Source organism: Rhodopseudomonas sp. RCAM05734 (assembly GCF_052658035.1).
In genome coordinates this window covers 4,258,172-4,272,586 of sequence record NZ_CP199742.1, presented here as the reverse complement: position 1 = coordinate 4,272,586, position 14,415 = coordinate 4,258,172, and the positions used below count along the sequence as shown (strand labels likewise).

15 protein-coding genes and 1 pseudogene are annotated in these 14,415 nt (G+C 66.2%); 11 read left to right on the top strand and 5 right to left on the bottom strand.

All coding sequences use genetic code 11. The features are described from left to right. The first annotated feature begins 98 nt into the window (after positions 1–98). Positions 99–629 (top strand): cyclic pyranopterin monophosphate synthase MoaC, encoded by a 531-nt coding sequence (gene moaC / locus ACUXVA_RS20175; RefSeq protein ID WP_265078725.1) that lies wholly within the window; start codon positions 99–101, stop codon positions 627–629. 74 nt (positions 630–703) lie between these two features. On the opposite strand, the gene ACUXVA_RS20170 is transcribed toward moaC, so the two are convergent. Continuing rightward, on the bottom strand, positions 704–1,453 hold the full coding sequence (locus ACUXVA_RS20170; protein ID WP_265078726.1) for a hypothetical protein: 750 nt from the start codon (positions 1,451–1,453) through the stop codon (positions 704–706). Between the two features lie 89 nt (positions 1,454–1,542). On the opposite strand from ACUXVA_RS20170, the pseudogene ACUXVA_RS20165 reads away from it, so the two are divergent. Next, positions 1,543–1,674 (top strand): annotated as a pseudogene (locus tag ACUXVA_RS20165) (cyclic pyranopterin monophosphate synthase MoaC); the annotation flags it as partial. A gap of 25 nt (positions 1,675–1,699) precedes the next feature. Here the strand turns inward: ACUXVA_RS20165 and ACUXVA_RS20160 are convergent. From ACUXVA_RS20160 to ACUXVA_RS20145, 4 genes are all read right to left on the bottom strand, one after another. Beyond that, positions 1,700–2,452 (bottom strand): hypothetical protein, encoded by a 753-nt coding sequence (locus ACUXVA_RS20160; protein ID WP_445487726.1) that lies wholly within the window; start codon positions 2,450–2,452, stop codon positions 1,700–1,702. 125 nt (positions 2,453–2,577) lie between these two features. Then, positions 2,578–3,288, bottom strand: a complete 711-nt coding sequence (locus ACUXVA_RS20155; protein ID WP_265078728.1) for a CbtA family protein — start codon at positions 3,286–3,288, stop codon at positions 2,578–2,580. 5 nt (positions 3,289–3,293) lie between these two features. Further along, a complete protein-coding gene (locus ACUXVA_RS20150) occupies positions 3,294–3,476 on the bottom strand; it encodes a CbtB-domain containing protein (protein WP_265078729.1) in 183 nt (60 codons plus the stop codon). A gap of 55 nt (positions 3,477–3,531) precedes the next feature. Next, a complete protein-coding gene (locus ACUXVA_RS20145) occupies positions 3,532–3,804 on the bottom strand; it encodes a hypothetical protein (RefSeq protein ID WP_265078730.1) in 273 nt (90 codons plus the stop codon). A gap of 276 nt (positions 3,805–4,080) precedes the next feature. Between ACUXVA_RS20145 and ACUXVA_RS20140 the strand changes: the two genes are divergently transcribed. From ACUXVA_RS20140 to ACUXVA_RS20100, 9 genes are all read left to right on the top strand, one after another. Further along, the gene (locus ACUXVA_RS20140) at positions 4,081–5,610 is read left to right on the top strand and encodes an ABC transporter substrate-binding protein (RefSeq protein WP_445487723.1); all 1,530 of its coding nucleotides are present in this window, start codon (positions 4,081–4,083) and stop codon (positions 5,608–5,610) included. A 137-nt stretch (positions 5,611–5,747) separates the two neighbouring features. Further along, positions 5,748–6,665, top strand: coding sequence for an ABC transporter permease (locus ACUXVA_RS20135; protein ID WP_445487721.1), 918 nt, complete (start codon positions 5,748–5,750; stop codon positions 6,663–6,665). Further along, the gene (locus ACUXVA_RS20130) at positions 6,662–7,573 is read left to right on the top strand and encodes an ABC transporter permease (RefSeq protein ID WP_413776368.1); all 912 of its coding nucleotides are present in this window, start codon (positions 6,662–6,664) and stop codon (positions 7,571–7,573) included. Before ACUXVA_RS20135 ends, ACUXVA_RS20130 begins: the two co-directional genes overlap by 4 nt. A gap of 3 nt (positions 7,574–7,576) precedes the next feature. Beyond that, positions 7,577–8,557 (top strand): ABC transporter ATP-binding protein, encoded by a 981-nt coding sequence (locus ACUXVA_RS20125; RefSeq protein WP_265078732.1) that lies wholly within the window; start codon positions 7,577–7,579, stop codon positions 8,555–8,557. Continuing rightward, entirely contained in the window at positions 8,554–9,528 is a 975-nt protein-coding gene (locus tag ACUXVA_RS20120; RefSeq protein WP_265078733.1) for an ABC transporter ATP-binding protein, read from the top strand. The genes ACUXVA_RS20125 and ACUXVA_RS20120 overlap by 4 nt, the downstream gene beginning before the upstream one ends. Continuing rightward, entirely contained in the window at positions 9,525–10,931 is a 1,407-nt protein-coding gene (locus ACUXVA_RS20115) for a M20 family metallopeptidase (RefSeq protein WP_265078734.1), read from the top strand. The genes ACUXVA_RS20120 and ACUXVA_RS20115 overlap by 4 nt, the downstream gene beginning before the upstream one ends. A 484-nt stretch (positions 10,932–11,415) precedes the next feature. Further along, positions 11,416–11,976: an isochorismatase family protein gene (locus ACUXVA_RS20110; protein ID WP_445487717.1), complete on the top strand. Its 561-nt coding sequence runs from the start codon at positions 11,416–11,418 to the stop codon at positions 11,974–11,976. Then, positions 11,973–12,992 carry a GlxA family transcriptional regulator gene (locus ACUXVA_RS20105; RefSeq protein ID WP_265078736.1) on the top strand — a complete coding sequence of 340 codons (1,020 nt, stop codon included), beginning with the start codon at positions 11,973–11,975 and terminating at the stop codon, positions 12,990–12,992. The genes ACUXVA_RS20110 and ACUXVA_RS20105 overlap by 4 nt, the downstream gene beginning before the upstream one ends. Positions 12,993–13,118: 126 nt before the next feature. Further along, positions 13,119–14,294, top strand: coding sequence for a M20 family metallopeptidase (locus ACUXVA_RS20100; RefSeq protein WP_265078737.1), 1,176 nt, complete (start codon positions 13,119–13,121; stop codon positions 14,292–14,294). The last annotated feature ends 121 nt before the right edge of the window (positions 14,295–14,415 follow it).

The following is a 14,415-nucleotide window of genomic DNA, read 5'->3' as shown; positions in this document are numbered from 1 at the left end:
CCAACGATGCTGCGCATCGTTCGCTCCGACCCTCCCCCTCCAGGGGAGGGTGAACCGCGAGCGCCGCGGTTTTCGTGCACCACAGCAGGACTCTGATCATGGCCGGCAAGAAACCCAAGACCGCGAAGAATACCCCCGCCCTCACCCACATCGATTCCGCCGGCGAGGCGCGCATGGTCGACGTGTCGGCGAAACCGGCCACCGAACGCATTGCGGTGGCCGAAGGCCTCGTCGTCATGACCAAGGCGACGCTGGAGCTGATCGTCTCCGGCAACGCCAAGAAGGGCGACGTGCTGGGCACCGCGCGGATCGCCGGCATCATGGCGGCGAAGCGCACCGCCGATCTCATTCCGCTGTGCCATCCGCTGGCGCTGTCCAAGGTGACCGTCGACATTACGCCGGACAGGAAGCTGCCGGGCTGTCGCGTTCGCGCGTCGGTGAAGACCACCGGCCCGACCGGTGTCGAGATGGAAGCGCTCACCGCGGTGTCGGTGGCGTGCCTGACCATCTACGACATGATCAAGGCGGTGGAGCGCGGCGTGCGCATCGAGGCCATCCACCTCGTCGAGAAGAAGGGCGGCAAGTCCGGACATTATCTCGTCGGCGACACCATCGCCGATACGGACTAAACGCGCCGTCGCGAGTTCGGTGACGTCCGTCGCGACTTTAACTTGCGCAACGTCTCAGCCTGCTTCATCTCGCACTAGATCGCTGTGCGGATGGCGGTCGCGAAGCTGGCGATGTTGCCCTTCACCTGCTCGTCGCGGAAATACGCCGCCTGTTCGATGATGCTCAACGCCTCGGCCCGCTGCTCCGCCGACAGATAGCCGGACCAGATCTCGCGCGTGTCCTTCAGTGCCGCCGTCATCATCCGCGCATTGGCCGGTTTCATGCCCTGGGCGACCGAGATCAGCAGGCCGCGGACCATCTCGCCGGCGCCGATGCGGCTCAGTTCAAACCCCTCCATCCAGGTCGCCGTGCGCTGCTCCGGCGCGAGTTGCTCCATCTGCTGCATCAGCGCCGCGCTCTGCCGCGCCGCGATGCGGATCAGGAAATTGGTCGCCGCCGCGTACTGATCCTCGTAGTCCATCACGTTGCGCCGGAACGCCGCTTCATCGACGGACGACTTGCTCTGCACACCGAACCACATCACCCGAATGATGGTGTAGTTGGCGGCTTCGCCCCATGTCGAGAGCCATTCAACGTCCCCAGCCGCAAACGGCGGCAGGGCCGCCAGCCGGTCGACATCGAACAGCGCCTGCCAAAGGTCGGATGCGGGCGGCGACGTGTAGTCCGGCCGCCTTCCCGCTTTCTCCACGCGCTCAAGATAGGCCTGAAGGGCCTCCGCGGACTTTTTCGCAGCAGCGGCAACGGCCGGGCCTTGCTGCGTGCTGTCAGGGCGCGCGGCGGCGACGGGTCGGGCCTCGGCGACGGCTGCGCCGCCCAGCAGCAATGCTGCCATCACGATCAAACGTATCATCACATCCTCCGACTTCGGCGACGTTGTCAGTCTGTCTCCGGCATCGGGGGGCGCGCCTCCTTATGAAAGCGCTTACCGCGGCGTCGGTGGCGTGCCTGACCATCTACGACATGATCAAGGCGGTGGGGCGCGGCGTGCGCATCGAGGCTATAATCCACCTCATCGAGAAGAAGGGCGACACAATCGCCGACTGAGCCTGCGTCGCTCGAACCGGCGCGCTCACTTTTCCGTCGCGAACGCCGTGAGCAGAACCGCGGCGCTGTCTGTGACTTCCTTGTCACCGACACGCTTCACGATTTCCTTCAGCAGCCGCATCACCTTGGTCCGGTCCTCGGGATACAGGCCATGGATCCAGGTCGACCGGGTATCGCCGGCGGCGGCCATCACCAGTTGCGCATTGCGGGGCTTCATGCCCTGCGCCACCGTCAGCAGCGCGCCCTCGAGAACTTCGCCGGAGCCGGAACGCACCATCCGGAATCCCTCGATGCGGGCCGGCGTCAGTTCCGTCTTCGGCAGTTCGGAGATGAACAGCGCCGCTGCATCCATCTGGCGCGCCAGCACGCGAACCATGAAGTTCATGGCGGTCGCGACCTCACCTTCGTAGGCTTCCAGATTGCGCGTCATCGTCGCTTCGTCGGGCTTCTGTCCCGGCGGCAGGCCGAACAACAGGATCTGCTTGTAACCGCGGCTCGCCGCGTTGCCCCAGTCCATCAGCCAGCCGATATCTTTCGCGGTCGGCTCCGGCAGTGCGGCCAGCCGGTCGGTGTCGAACACGGCGCGCAGCAGATCGGCGGCGGGCACCGATGTGTAGTCCGGCCGTCGGCCGGCGTCGCGCAGGTTGTCGTTATAGGTCTGCAGGGCGGCGGCGGCCTGGGTGGCCCTGATTGCCGCGACCTGGCCGTCGTGCGCCACTGCCGGCGTCGCCAGCGCCAGCACGGCAAACAGGGCAAACGTTCTCAACGTGCGAGTCATGATGCTGTCCACGATGGAGGGGAAACGCGCCCTCGGCATTGAAGGCATCGTGGACATCAGTCGGCGGACCCACGCCCGCAGTTCAACCGCATGGCGAAATGTCCGAGCTTGCGGCGGTGTGGTGGCTAGATGCGCGAGATCCGCCGGAAGGCGAGGCTGGTGGCGACGCCGAGCAGCGCCCAGAACAGCAGGCTGGTCAGGGTCGCAGCGACCACGAAGTTATGCAGCAGCGCATGCGGCACGTCGCTGTGGGCCTCTGCGGCCTGCGGCGCGCCGATCAGATGCGGCAGCGCAATCAGGCCGAGGCCCAGCGCGGCCGCCCATGCTTCACGGCGAAACGTCAGCAGGCCGAGGCCGGCGGCGGTGGCGCAGGCGGTGCCGATCCACCAGGTCTGCCGCAGCGTCAGGTCGGCCACCGGCATGCCCGGCAATTCCGGCGGCAGGCCGAGGCCTGGCGCCACGGTGAACACCACGAAGCCGCCGAGGCCCCACAGCAGCCCCTCGCGCCAGTCCACCGGACGTCCGCGCAACGCGAAGATCCCGGTCAGCAGCATGCCGAAGCCGATGGCGGTGAGGATGTTGGCGCCGAAGGTGAAGGCGTTGCGCTGCAAGCCGTCGGCGGGTTCCCATGCGGCCGCGCCATGGTCATGCCCGGCAGCATGCTGATGGCCCGTCGCGGCGGGCGCCGGCGCAGGCGTCGCCTCGGCCTTGCGTTCGTAGACTTCGCTTTGCTGTATCAGCGGCGCGGTGCCGATCATTTGCGCTGCGGTGATGGCAGTGCCGACCACCAGCCCCGCCAGAGCGGCAGAAAATACGATCGACCGGAAAACCGACATCTCAATCAGTGGCAGGGAAACGCGTTGGCGTGGCGCACATCATGCGCAGCGTTGTGGATGGCACTGATGTGCGAGAAGCCGACCACGCCGACGATGAACAGGCCGAGCACCATGGCGAGCACAGCCTGGACAACGGCACTGGCGTCGGTGGTCGCGGTGGGAAATGAGGCTGTCTGGGTCTGCTGCATGGAATCCTCGCAAAATAGACCAACAGTTTAGCCGAGTTCGGAACCGGGCGCGACCCTAATTTGTCATCTGCCGCGCCACGTCCCGGCTGGTGAGGTGCAGGTTTGCCCCCTGCCCGAGCATGGCGCGCTCAATCTTTGCGCGCGCCGCGGCCTGGAACGCGGCCTCATGCCGGCGGAAGAAATCCGCGCAGTCGTCCGCCGTCGCCACACGCTTCAGCAGCGTGCGAAAGGCGCGCCGATGCACCATGCAGACGCCGTCATGGCCGTCCGGCCGGAACGCCAGTGAATCGATGTCATCGCGCCAGGCGGGCGGGCTGCGGTCACGCATGATCGAGGAGTCCGGGTCCATGATACCGCGACTAACGCGAGAGTGCGGCATGCGTCAAATCGACGGCTTCTCCACGTCGTCCCCGCCTGCACCGTGCCGGAAACCATGGACTGGGCACGATCCTTGCTTTCGTTTGACGCGCCGCCCGTGGCCGTTGCTTTGACGCAGCGAAGCGGGCAGCCTCAGGAACCAAGGCGCATCCTTTCCTCGGCGCAGTTGTTTCCACCCGTCATTGACGGTTCAAGAATCCGGGACAGATCCATCAGGAGCGTGACGATGAAGTTGTTTTATTCCAGGTTGGCGGTTTTGCTGACGGCGGCTGCTGTCGTCGCTGTTCCCGCGGCCGCCTGGGCCGGCAAGAAGAACGACACGCTGACCTACGTTTCGGATTCCGAGCCGGAAAACATCAGCCCCTATCACAATAACCTGCGCGAAGGCGTGATCATCGGCAGGCACGTATTTGACAACCTCATCTACCGCGATCCGGCGACCGGCAAATATGGCCCGCAGCTGGCGACGGAATGGAGCTGGGTCGACGACACCACCCTCGACCTCACCATCCGCAAGGGCGTGGTGTTTCACAACGGCGATCCGCTGACCGCCGACGACGTGGTGTGGACGCTGAACTATGTGGTCAGCCCGGATTCGAAGGTCATCACCAAGCAGAACGTCGACTGGATCAAGAGCGCCGAGAAGACCGGCGACGATCGCGTCCGCATCCATCTGGTCGGCCCGTTTCCGGCGGCCATCGAATATCTCGCCGGCCCGGTGGTGATCTATCCGAAGGCCTATTTCGAGAAGGTTGGCATTGACGGCTTCGCCAAGGCGCCGGTCGGCTCGGGGCCCTATCGCATCACCTCGGCGGAAGCCGGCAAGACGGTGACCATGGAGAAGAACACCAAATACTGGGACGGCAGCCCGCTGGGCAAACCGTCGATCGGCAAGCTCATCTTCCGCGTGATGCCCGACGCAGAGACACGGCTCGCCGAACTGATGACCGGCGGCGTCGACTGGATCTGGCGGGTGCCTAAGGACCAGGCGCAGCAGCTCTCGGCGGTGCCCAACATCACCGTTCTCTCCGCGGAGACCATGCGCGTCGGCTTCCTGCAGTTCGACGCGGTCGGCCGCACGCCGGCGTCCGAACCGCTGAAGGACGTGCGCGTGCGCCAGGCCATTGCCTACGCCATCGACCGCAAGAGCATGCTCGACAATCTGGTCGGCAGCGGCGGACGGGTGATGAACTCGGCCTGCTTCATCGACCAGTTCGGCTGCAGCGACAAGGGCGTGCCGGTCTACGACTACAATCCCGCCAAGGCCAAGGCGTTGCTGGCCGAAGCCGGTTACGCCCAGGGCTTCAAGACCGAACTCTACGCCTATCGCGACCGCGAACTGGCCGAAGCCATGATCGGCTATCTGCGCGCGGTCGGCATCCAGGCCAACCTCAACTTCATGAAATACGCCGCGATCCGCGAGATGAACCGCTCCGGCAAGGTGGCCATCAACTTCCAGACCTGGGGCTCGTTCTCGGTGATGGACGTCTCCGCCTTCACCGGCGTCTGGTTCAAGGGCGACGCCGATGACATGTCGCGCGACGCGGACGTGCAGAAACTGACGAAAACGGCGGACACCACGGTGGACACCGACAAGCGCGTCAAACTCTATGCCGACGCGCTCAAGCTGATCGCCGACAAGGAATACCTGATGCCGATGTTCTCCTATCCCGCCAACTACGCCTTCACCAGCGACCTCGTATTCACCGGCCAGCCCGACGAGCTGCCGCGGTTCTATATGGCGAAATGGAAATAGCGCAGCCGCAGTCGTAGGGTGGGCAAAGACCGCGAGCGCGCAGCGCACGCGGGCGTGCCCACCACGCCGGTGTAGCGCTCCGAACGGTGGGCACGGCGCAAGAGCGCCTTTGCCCACCCTACAAATTCGAGGAGCCCATGCTCAGCTTTGCCTTGCAACGGTTCGTCGTCGCCATTTCCGTGGCGGTGACGGTCTCTGTCGTTGCCTTCCTCCTGCTCCATATGTCCGGCGATCTCGCGATGACCATCGCCGGCCCGGAAGCCTCGGCGGCGCAGGTCGAGGTGATCCGCCACCAGTTCGGGCTCGATCGCCCGATGCCGGTGCAGTATTTCGACTGGCTGTGGCGCGCCCTGCATTTCGATTTCGGCACGTCGTTTTACTTCCGTGACAGCGTCGTCTCGCTGGTCGCCGCGCGCATCCCGGTGACGCTGACCCTCGGCGCCATTTCGCTGCTGATCTCGCTCATTGTGGCGGTGCCGCTCGGCGTGCTCGCCGCAGTCTATAGCGGCACCTGGATCGACCGGCTGGCGCTAAGCTTCTCGGTGATCGGCCAGGCGGTGCCAACGTTCTGCCTCGGCCTCGGCCTGATCATCGTGTTCTCGGTCAACCTGCGCTGGCTGCCGGTGTCCGGCAATGCCAGCCGGCAAAGCTATATCCTGCCCTCGGTGGCGCTCGGCTGGTACGCGATTCCGGCGGTGATGCGGCTGTCGCGCAACGGCATGCTGGAAGTGCTGTCCGCCGACTACATCCGCACCGCCCGCGCCAAGGGCCTGGCGCCCGGCATGGTGATCTTCAAGCATGCGCTGCGCAATGCCATCATCCCCGTGGTGGCGCTGGCCGCCGTGCAGTTCGGCTTCATGCTCGGCGGCTCCATCGTGGTCGAGGCGGTGTTCTCCATGCAGGGCCTCGGCCACCTCGCCTGGGAAGCCATTGCGCGCAACGATTTCCCGGTGGTGCAGGCGGTGGTGCTGATCCTGGCCCTGCTCTACGTGATGCTCACCTTCCTGGCGGATCTCGCCAACGCCTTTCTCGACCCAAGGATCCGGCTGGCATGACCGACGTATCTGCCATCGCGAAATCCCTGCCGGCCGAAACATCGCCGCAGCGCTCGTCCACAGCCGCTTTCATGCGCCGCAGTTTCCGCCACAGCGGCTTGATGATCGGCGGCGTCATCCTGCTGGTCATCGTGGTGCTGGCGCTGGCGGCGCCGCTGATCGCGCCGCACGATCCCTATGCCCAGGATCTGGCGCGCCGCATGCGACCCCCGATCTGGAACGCGAAAGGCACCTGGGACAACATCCTCGGCACCGACAAGCTCGGCCGCGACTATCTCAGCCGCCTGCTTTACGGCGCCCGCATTTCGCTGATGATCGGCACGCTCACCGTGCTGATCTCCGGCACCATCGGCACCCTGCTCGGCGTCTGCGCCGGCTATTTCGGCGGCAAGGTCGATGCGGTGCTGAGCTATGTGGTCACCACGCGGCTGGCGCTGCCGGTGGTGCTGGTGGCGCTGGCCTCCGCCGCCATCGTCGGCTCGTCGCTGAACGGCGTCATCGTCGTGCTCGGCCTGCTGCTGTGGGATCGCTTTGCCGTGGTCACCCGCTCCGCCACCCAGCAGATCGCGCAATCCGATTACGTCGCCGCCGCGCGCGCCATCGGCTGCTCGACGCCGCGCATCCTGTTCTCGGAAATCCTGCCCAACATCCTCAACGCACTGATCGTCGTCGCCACGCTGGAGATGGCCCACGCCATCCTGCTCGAGGCGGCGCTGTCATTCCTCGGCCTCGGCGTGCAGCCGCCGCTACCGTCGTGGGGACTGATGATCGCCGAGGGCAAGCAATACATGTTCTTCAGCGCCTGGGTGATCGGCGTTCCCGCTGCCGCACTGGTGCTGCTGGTGCTGGCCATCAATCTGGTCGGCGACGGGCTGCGCGACGTCACCGCGCCCGAGAACAGGAACTGACCGATGGCCCTGCTCGAAGTCGATGACCTCATAGTCGACATTGCCACGCCCAACGGCACGCTGCACGCTGTCAGGAAAATCTCGTTCTCGGTGGAGCGCGGCGAGACGCTGGCCATTGTCGGCGAGAGCGGCTCGGGCAAATCGCTGACCTCGCTGGCGCTGATGGACCTGCTGCCGCGCCGTGCATGGCGAACGGCGGCACGCCTGCGCTTCGACGGCGTCGATCTGCTGGGGATCAAGGAGCCGCAAATGCGAAAACTGCGCGGCAACCGCATGGCGATGATCTTTCAGGAGCCGATGACCTCGCTGAACCCGGCCTACACCATCGGCAACCAGCTGATCGAGGCGCTGCGCTGCCATGAGTCTGTCAGCGAGGCAGCCGCCCGCGACCGCGCGCTGCAACTGCTCGACAAGGTCGGTATCGCCAATGCCGCCAATCGTCTGCGGCAGTATCCGCACCAGCTCTCCGGCGGGCTGCGGCAACGCGTGATGATCGCCATGGCGCTGATGTGCAGCCCCGACCTGATCATCGCCGACGAGCCGACCACCGCGCTCGATGTCACCATCCAGGCGCAGATCCTTCGGCTGCTGGCCGATCTCAAGACCGAGTTCGGCATGGCTATGATCCTGATCAGCCACGATCTCGGCGTCGTCGCGCGCGTCGCCGACAAGGTCGCCGTGCTCTATGCCGGCGACGTGGTCGAGAGCGGCGCGGCGCGGCCTGTCTTCAAGACGCCGTTGCATCCCTATACGCGCGGCTTGTTGAGCTGCATTCCGATCCCCGGCCGCACCGCGCCGGGCGCCCCGCTCGGCGCCATCCCCGGGCAACTGCCGAACCTGATCGGCCCGCAGCACGGCTGCGCCTTTCGCGCGCGCTGCGAATTTGCCGCGCCTGAATGCGAAGCCGACATTCCGCTGATGCATCCGGAGCCGCAGCATGACGTGCGCTGCATTCGCCTGCCCGCGCTGGAGGCCATGGCATGAGCGACATCGCCCTTGAACTGCGCAACGTCACGCGCACCTTCGAAATCTCGCAGGGCGTATTTCGCCCGGCGGCGACGCTGACCGCCGTGGCCGACGTGTCGCTGCAGGTGAAGCGCGGCGAGGTCTACGCCCTCGTCGGCGAGAGCGGCTCCGGCAAGTCGACGCTGGCCAAGCTGCTGCTCGGCCTGCTGCCGCCGACATCAGGCGAGATCCTCATCGACGGCGTACCGATCTCGGCAGGCAACCGCGTCGCGGTGGCGCGGCGCATCCAGCCGATCTTTCAGGATCCCTATTCCTCGCTCAACCCGCGAAAATCGATCGGTCAGTTGATCGCCCTGCCACTGGTTGTGCACGGCATCGGCGACCGCGCCTCGCGCCGGGCAAAAGTCATCGAAATGCTCGACATGGTCGGACTTCCAAAACGCATGCTCGACGCCACGCCGGGCCAATTGTCCGGCGGCCAGCGCCAGCGCGTCGCCATCGCACGCGCACTGGTGATGCGGCCGGAAGTGGTGATCTGCGACGAGCCGACCTCGGCGCTCGACGTCTCCGTGCAGGCGCAGATCCTCAACCTGCTGCTGGATCTCAAGCGCGAGTTGGGCCTCACCTACTTCTTCATCAGCCACAACCTCGCAGTGGTCGAGCATCTCGCCGACCGCGTTGCGGTGATGTATCTCGGCCGCCTCGTCGAGCAGCGCAGCCGCGCCGGCCTGTTTGCCGCACCACGCCATCCCTATACAAGCGCGCTGCTGGAGTCGGTGCTGACACCCGATCCCGATCTCGGCGTGCCCGACACCGGAATCGGCGCGATCGCGCCCAATCCGCTGGCGGGCAATCCCGGCTGTCCGTTCACGCCGCGCTGTCCGGCCGCTATGGAGATCTGCCAGACCGCCTTCCCGCCCACGCGCGCCCTGCCGGATGGCTGGGCCGCCTGCCACCTCGTTCAACCCAAGGAACTGCAACTCTCATGAGCCGCTCTGATGCCGTCGCCCGCGCGACAACCTATTTTGACAATGGCGCGTTTCGCGCCGACCTGGCGCGCCGCGTCGCCGTCCCCACCGAGAGCCAGGGCGCCACGCCGCGCCTCGACATGCTGCATGCCTATCTCAACGAGCAGATCATTCCCGATGCCGAGCGCATGGGTTTTGTCTGCCGCGTGGTCGACAACCCTCGCGCCGGCCACGGCCCGTTCCTGATCGCCGAGCGTCACGAGGCCGACGGCATGCCGACGGTGCTGACCTATGGCCATGGCGACGTGGTGATGGGCCACGCCTTTCAGTGGCGCGACGGCCTCGACCCCTGGCAGGTCACTGTCGAAGGCGACCGCTGGTACGGCCGCGGCACCGCGGACAACAAGGGCCAGCACACCATCAACCTCGCCGCCCTCGAACAGGTGATGGCCGCGCGCGGCGGCAGCCTCGGCTTCAACTGCAAGCTGATCCTGGAAATGGGCGAGGAAGCCGGCTCGCCGGGATTGCGCGCCATCGCCCAGGCCGAGGGCCAGGCTTTGAAGGCCGACGTGCTGATCGGCTCAGACGGCCCCCGCCTCACCGCGGAGCGTCCCACGGTGTTTCTCGGCTCGCGCGGCGCGTTGAATTTCGAACTCGAAGTCGACCTGCGCGACGGCGGCCACCACTCCGGCAACTGGGGCGGCGTGCTCGCCAATGCCGGCACCCTGCTGGCCCACGCCGTCGCCTGCCTTGTCGACAGCAAGGGCCAAATCCTGGTCGATGCCCTGAAGCCCGATTTGCCCGATGCGGTACGTGCGGCTCTGTCCGACGTCACCGTGGGCCAGGGTCCCGGCGATCCCGTCATCGATCCCAACTGGGGCGAGCCCGGCCTCACCTCCGAAGAAAAGATCTTCGGCTGGAATACGCTGGAAGTGCTGGCGTTCAAGACCGGCACGCCGGAAGCGCCGCTCAACGCCATCCCGCCCACCGCCAAGGCGACCATGCAGTTGCGCTTCGTGGTCGGCACCGACCCGAACGGCATTCTGCCGGCGGTGCGCGCGCAGCTCGATGCCAACGGCCTCACGCGCGTCTCCGTAAAACCGGCGCGCCAGGAAGCCTTCTCCGCCACCCGGCTCGACCCCACCGATCCCTGGGTGCACTGGGCGCTGGCCTCGATCAAGGAGACCACAGGCAAGAAGCCGGCGCTGCTGCCGAACCTCGGCGGCTCGCTGCCCAACGACGTCTTCGCGGATGTTCTCGGCCTGCCCACCATCTGGGTGCCGCATTCCTATCCGTCCTGCTCGCAGCACGCCCCCGACGAGCATCTGCTCGGCTCCGTCGCGCGCGAGGCACTGCAGATCATGGCGGGACTGTTTTACGATGTCGGCGAGGACGGCAAGCGGATCATCGCGGAGCGGAAGTGACGGGGTGAAACCCTGTTCGAAGCGGGAGGGACGAAAAGCCGTGGTTTGACGCGGGACCTCCGGATCATGGGCGCCGTTCGATACCGCACTTTCTTCCCCTCTCCCCCAAGCAGCGAAGCTGCGCAGGCGGGAGAGGGTGGCCCGGACGAAGTCCGGGCCGGGAGAGGGGGTGGTGCAGCAAGCGCCCTCGCCCGCCTTCGCTACGCGAAGGCACCCCCTCCCGCTGCGCAAAGCTTCGCTTTGCTGGGGGAGAGTGAAGAGCGAGCGCCGCCGCAGCCATCCTTGCTCGTTCGTCACCGGCCTGACGACTGCCCCCTGCATTGTGGTTTTCTGGATGGCTTCCCTTACAAGAATTCGCCCAGCGCATGCGCTGGCCCGAAATGACCGGTTGGCGTGAATTGTCCCCTCTTCGTCCGCAACCAGCATTTCGGCCTTTGACGGCACGGATAAAGTGGCAGCACACTCGCAGCCAACGGAGACAACCATGTCCGATACCGCGCTCATCGTCATCGACGTCCAGGAATCGTTCCGCCACCGCGACTACTGGACCGAAGACGCCCTGCCCGCCTTTCTCGAGCGCCAGCAGGCGCTGATCGATGGCGCGAAGGCGGCTGGCATTCCCGTGCTTCAAGTCTTTCACCTCGCCGATAACGGCGCCTTTTCGGCGTCCTCCGGCCACGTGACGACACTGGCGCCGCTGCAGATCACGCCGGATGCAGTTTTCAAGAAGCGCCGCCACAGCGCGCTCGTCGGCACAGGCCTCGACGTCTGGCTCATCGCCCAAGGCATCCGCAAGATCATCGTCTCCGGCATCCGCACCGAGCAATGCTGCGAAACCACCACGCGGCATGCGTCCGATCTCGGCTACGCCGTCGACTTCGTGGGCGAAGCGACGCTGACGTTCCCGATGACCGATGCCGCCGGGCGCACATGGAGCGCCGCGGAAATCCGCGCCCGCACCGAGCTGGTGCTGGCGGGCCGCTTTGCCAGGATCGCGACGGTGGAACAGGCTCTTGCCGAACAGGCAGAAAAGATCGCCGCATGACCGCAAGAGCACCGCACGCGCGCGTCATCCCGGTGTTCGTGGTGGTGCCGGCGCGCGTGCTGCTGCTCGACATCGCCGGTCCGATCGAGGTGTTGCGAAAAACCAATCTCGAACAGAACGAGGTGCGTTTCACCGTCACCTATGTCGGGCCGGCATGCGACGCCATCAGTTCGATCGGACTTGGCATCACCGGCATCGAACAGTTACCTGAGCATCTCCCCGCCGACGCGCTGGTGGTGATGCCCGGCAGCGCCGACGTCGCGCTCGGAGCGACTGCCACCGACCGCAAGAAGGATGCGCTGCAGGAGAAAGCCATCGTCGACTGGTTGAGAAAGACCATCCGGCCCGGCATCCGGCTCGCCTCGATCTGTGCCGGCGCGCTCGTTGCAGCGCGTGCCGGGCTGCTCGATGGCTATGACTGCACCACGCATCATGCCTGCACCGACGAGCTTGCGAAGCTCGCACCCTCGGCGCGCGTGCATGAGAACCGGCTCTATGTGGAGGACGGCGAGCGCCTGACCAGCGCCGGCATCACCGCCGGCGTCGATCTGATGCTGCACATCGTGGCGCAGACCGTCGGCCATGCGGTGGCGCTGTCCGTCGCCCGTTACCTCGTCGTCTACCTCCGTCGCGGCGGCGCCGATCCGCAGCTGTCGCCTTGGCTGGAAGGGCGCAATCACATCCATCCGGCGATTCATCGCACGCAGGACGCGGTCACGGCAGACCCGACAGCCGACTGGTCGGTGGATCGTCTCGCGGAGATCGCTGCCGCCAGTCCCCGCAACCTCTCCCGTCTGTTCAACGAGCATACCGGCATGAGCGTCATCGACTACGTCAACCGCATGCGGGTGGCGCTTGCCGGGCAGATGCTGTCCGGCTCGCGGCTCGACATCGAAACCGTCGCCGAGCGCTCGGGCTTCGCCTCCGCCCGGCAGTTGCGGCGCGCCTGGAGCCGCTGGCACAAGATGCCGCCGAGCCGCATGCGGAGCGTCGACGACATCTCTGAACAAGCCTGACGGCGTCGGCGATGGCTTCGTCCACCTGACATCTGCTTGACTGCATTGCGTGGGCCCCCCTGCAGATCACCGCCAAGCTGTTATAGGGTGTGGGCAATACATCGCGCGCATCAGGAACCAAGCCCCATGAACGACCAACATACGGCACAGCACAGCCACACCGACCTCGCCGACAAGGTCGTCGCCTGGCTGGCGCCGCGCGCCGCCGAGATGGAAGCGCTGCTGCACAGGCTGGTCGACATCGACTCCAACAGTTTCGACAAGGCCGGCACCGACGCGGTCGGCGTGGCCATTGCCGACCTGCTGGCCGGCGAAGGCATTGCGGTCAGCGTCACGCCCAAGGTCGGCTTCGGCGACATCGTCCGCGCCGAATTGCCGGGACGCCAGAACGGCCACGTGCTGCTGCTCGGCCATCGCGACACCGTGTTCAAGAAGGGCACGGTTTTGACGCGTCCCTATTCGCGCGACGGCGATCTCGCTTTTGGTCCGGGCGTCGCCGACATGAAGGGCGGCTTGGTCGCTAACATCTTTGCGCTGCGCGCGCTGAACGCCGTCGGCGGCCTGCCCTTCCCGGTGGTGGCGCTGTTCACAGCGGACGAGGAAATCGGCTCGCTGCAGGGCCGCGCCGACATCGAAACTGCCGCGCAGGGCGCCCGCGCCGTGCTCAACACCGAGCCCGGCCGCGTCAGCGGCAATGTGGTCACCGGCCGCAAGGGCGGCGGCTCGTTCCACATCAAGGTCACCGGCCGCGCCGCGCATTCCGGCGTCAACCACGCCGACGGCGCCAGCGCGATCGAGGCGCTGGCACGCAAAATCACCCGGCTGCACGCGCTCACCGACTACGACGCCGGGATCACCACCAATGTCGGCGTCATCAAGGGCGGCAACACCCACAACACCGTGGCTCCGTGGGCCGAGGCCGAACTCGACCTTCGGTTCATGACGCTCGAGCAGCGCGCGAGCATCGTGCGCGAGATCGAACGCATCGTGCACGATGAAGACGTGCCGGGCACCTCGGCCGAGATCGAACAGATCTCCATGTTCCTGCCGCTCGAGGAAAAATACTCCGGCAGTTTGTTCGCGCTGTACCGGGACGCGGCGACGCGGGTCGGCTTCGCCGTCGGCGGTGAGTTCACCGGCGGCTGCGCCGATTCCGGCTTCACCGCAGCCATGGGCATCCCGACCCTGTGCGGCCTCGGCCCGGTCGGCGGCAAGGCCCATACCGACGACGAATTCTGCCGCCTCGACACCCTGCTGCCGCGCACCCAGGCGCTGGCGGCGACGATCTGCGCGCTGGTGTGAGGTGTAGGGTGGGCAAAGCCTCGTCCGCGCAAAGCGCGGCGAGGCGTGCCCACCACAATACACGACGCACAGAAATGATGGGCACGGCGCTAGCGCGCCTTTGCCCACCCTACGCCCGTCA

Coding starts and splice junctions, on each gene's coding strand:
- moaC (WP_265078725.1), top strand. CDS start 99: ATGGCCGGCAAGAAACCCAAGACCGCGAAGAATACCCCCGCCCTCACC.
- ACUXVA_RS20160 (WP_445487726.1), bottom strand. CDS start 2,452: ATGACTCGCACGTTGAGAACGTTTGCCCTGTTTGCCGTGCTGGCGCTG.
- ACUXVA_RS20155 (WP_265078728.1), bottom strand. CDS start 3,288: ATGTCGGTTTTCCGGTCGATCGTATTTTCTGCCGCTCTGGCGGGGCTG.
- ACUXVA_RS20150 (WP_265078729.1), bottom strand. CDS start 3,476: ATGCAGCAGACCCAGACAGCCTCATTTCCCACCGCGACCACCGACGCC.
- ACUXVA_RS20145 (WP_265078730.1), bottom strand. CDS start 3,804: ATGCGTGACCGCAGCCCGCCCGCCTGGCGCGATGACATCGATTCACTG.
- ACUXVA_RS20140 (WP_445487723.1), top strand. CDS start 4,081: ATGAAGTTGTTTTATTCCAGGTTGGCGGTTTTGCTGACGGCGGCTGCT.
- ACUXVA_RS20135 (WP_445487721.1), top strand. CDS start 5,748: ATGCTCAGCTTTGCCTTGCAACGGTTCGTCGTCGCCATTTCCGTGGCG.
- ACUXVA_RS20130 (WP_413776368.1), top strand. CDS start 6,662: ATGACCGACGTATCTGCCATCGCGAAATCCCTGCCGGCCGAAACATCG.
- ACUXVA_RS20125 (WP_265078732.1), top strand. CDS start 7,577: ATGGCCCTGCTCGAAGTCGATGACCTCATAGTCGACATTGCCACGCCC.
- ACUXVA_RS20120 (WP_265078733.1), top strand. CDS start 8,554: ATGAGCGACATCGCCCTTGAACTGCGCAACGTCACGCGCACCTTCGAA.
- ACUXVA_RS20115 (WP_265078734.1), top strand. CDS start 9,525: ATGAGCCGCTCTGATGCCGTCGCCCGCGCGACAACCTATTTTGACAAT.
- ACUXVA_RS20110 (WP_445487717.1), top strand. CDS start 11,416: ATGTCCGATACCGCGCTCATCGTCATCGACGTCCAGGAATCGTTCCGC.
- ACUXVA_RS20105 (WP_265078736.1), top strand. CDS start 11,973: ATGACCGCAAGAGCACCGCACGCGCGCGTCATCCCGGTGTTCGTGGTG.
- ACUXVA_RS20100 (WP_265078737.1), top strand. CDS start 13,119: ATGAACGACCAACATACGGCACAGCACAGCCACACCGACCTCGCCGAC.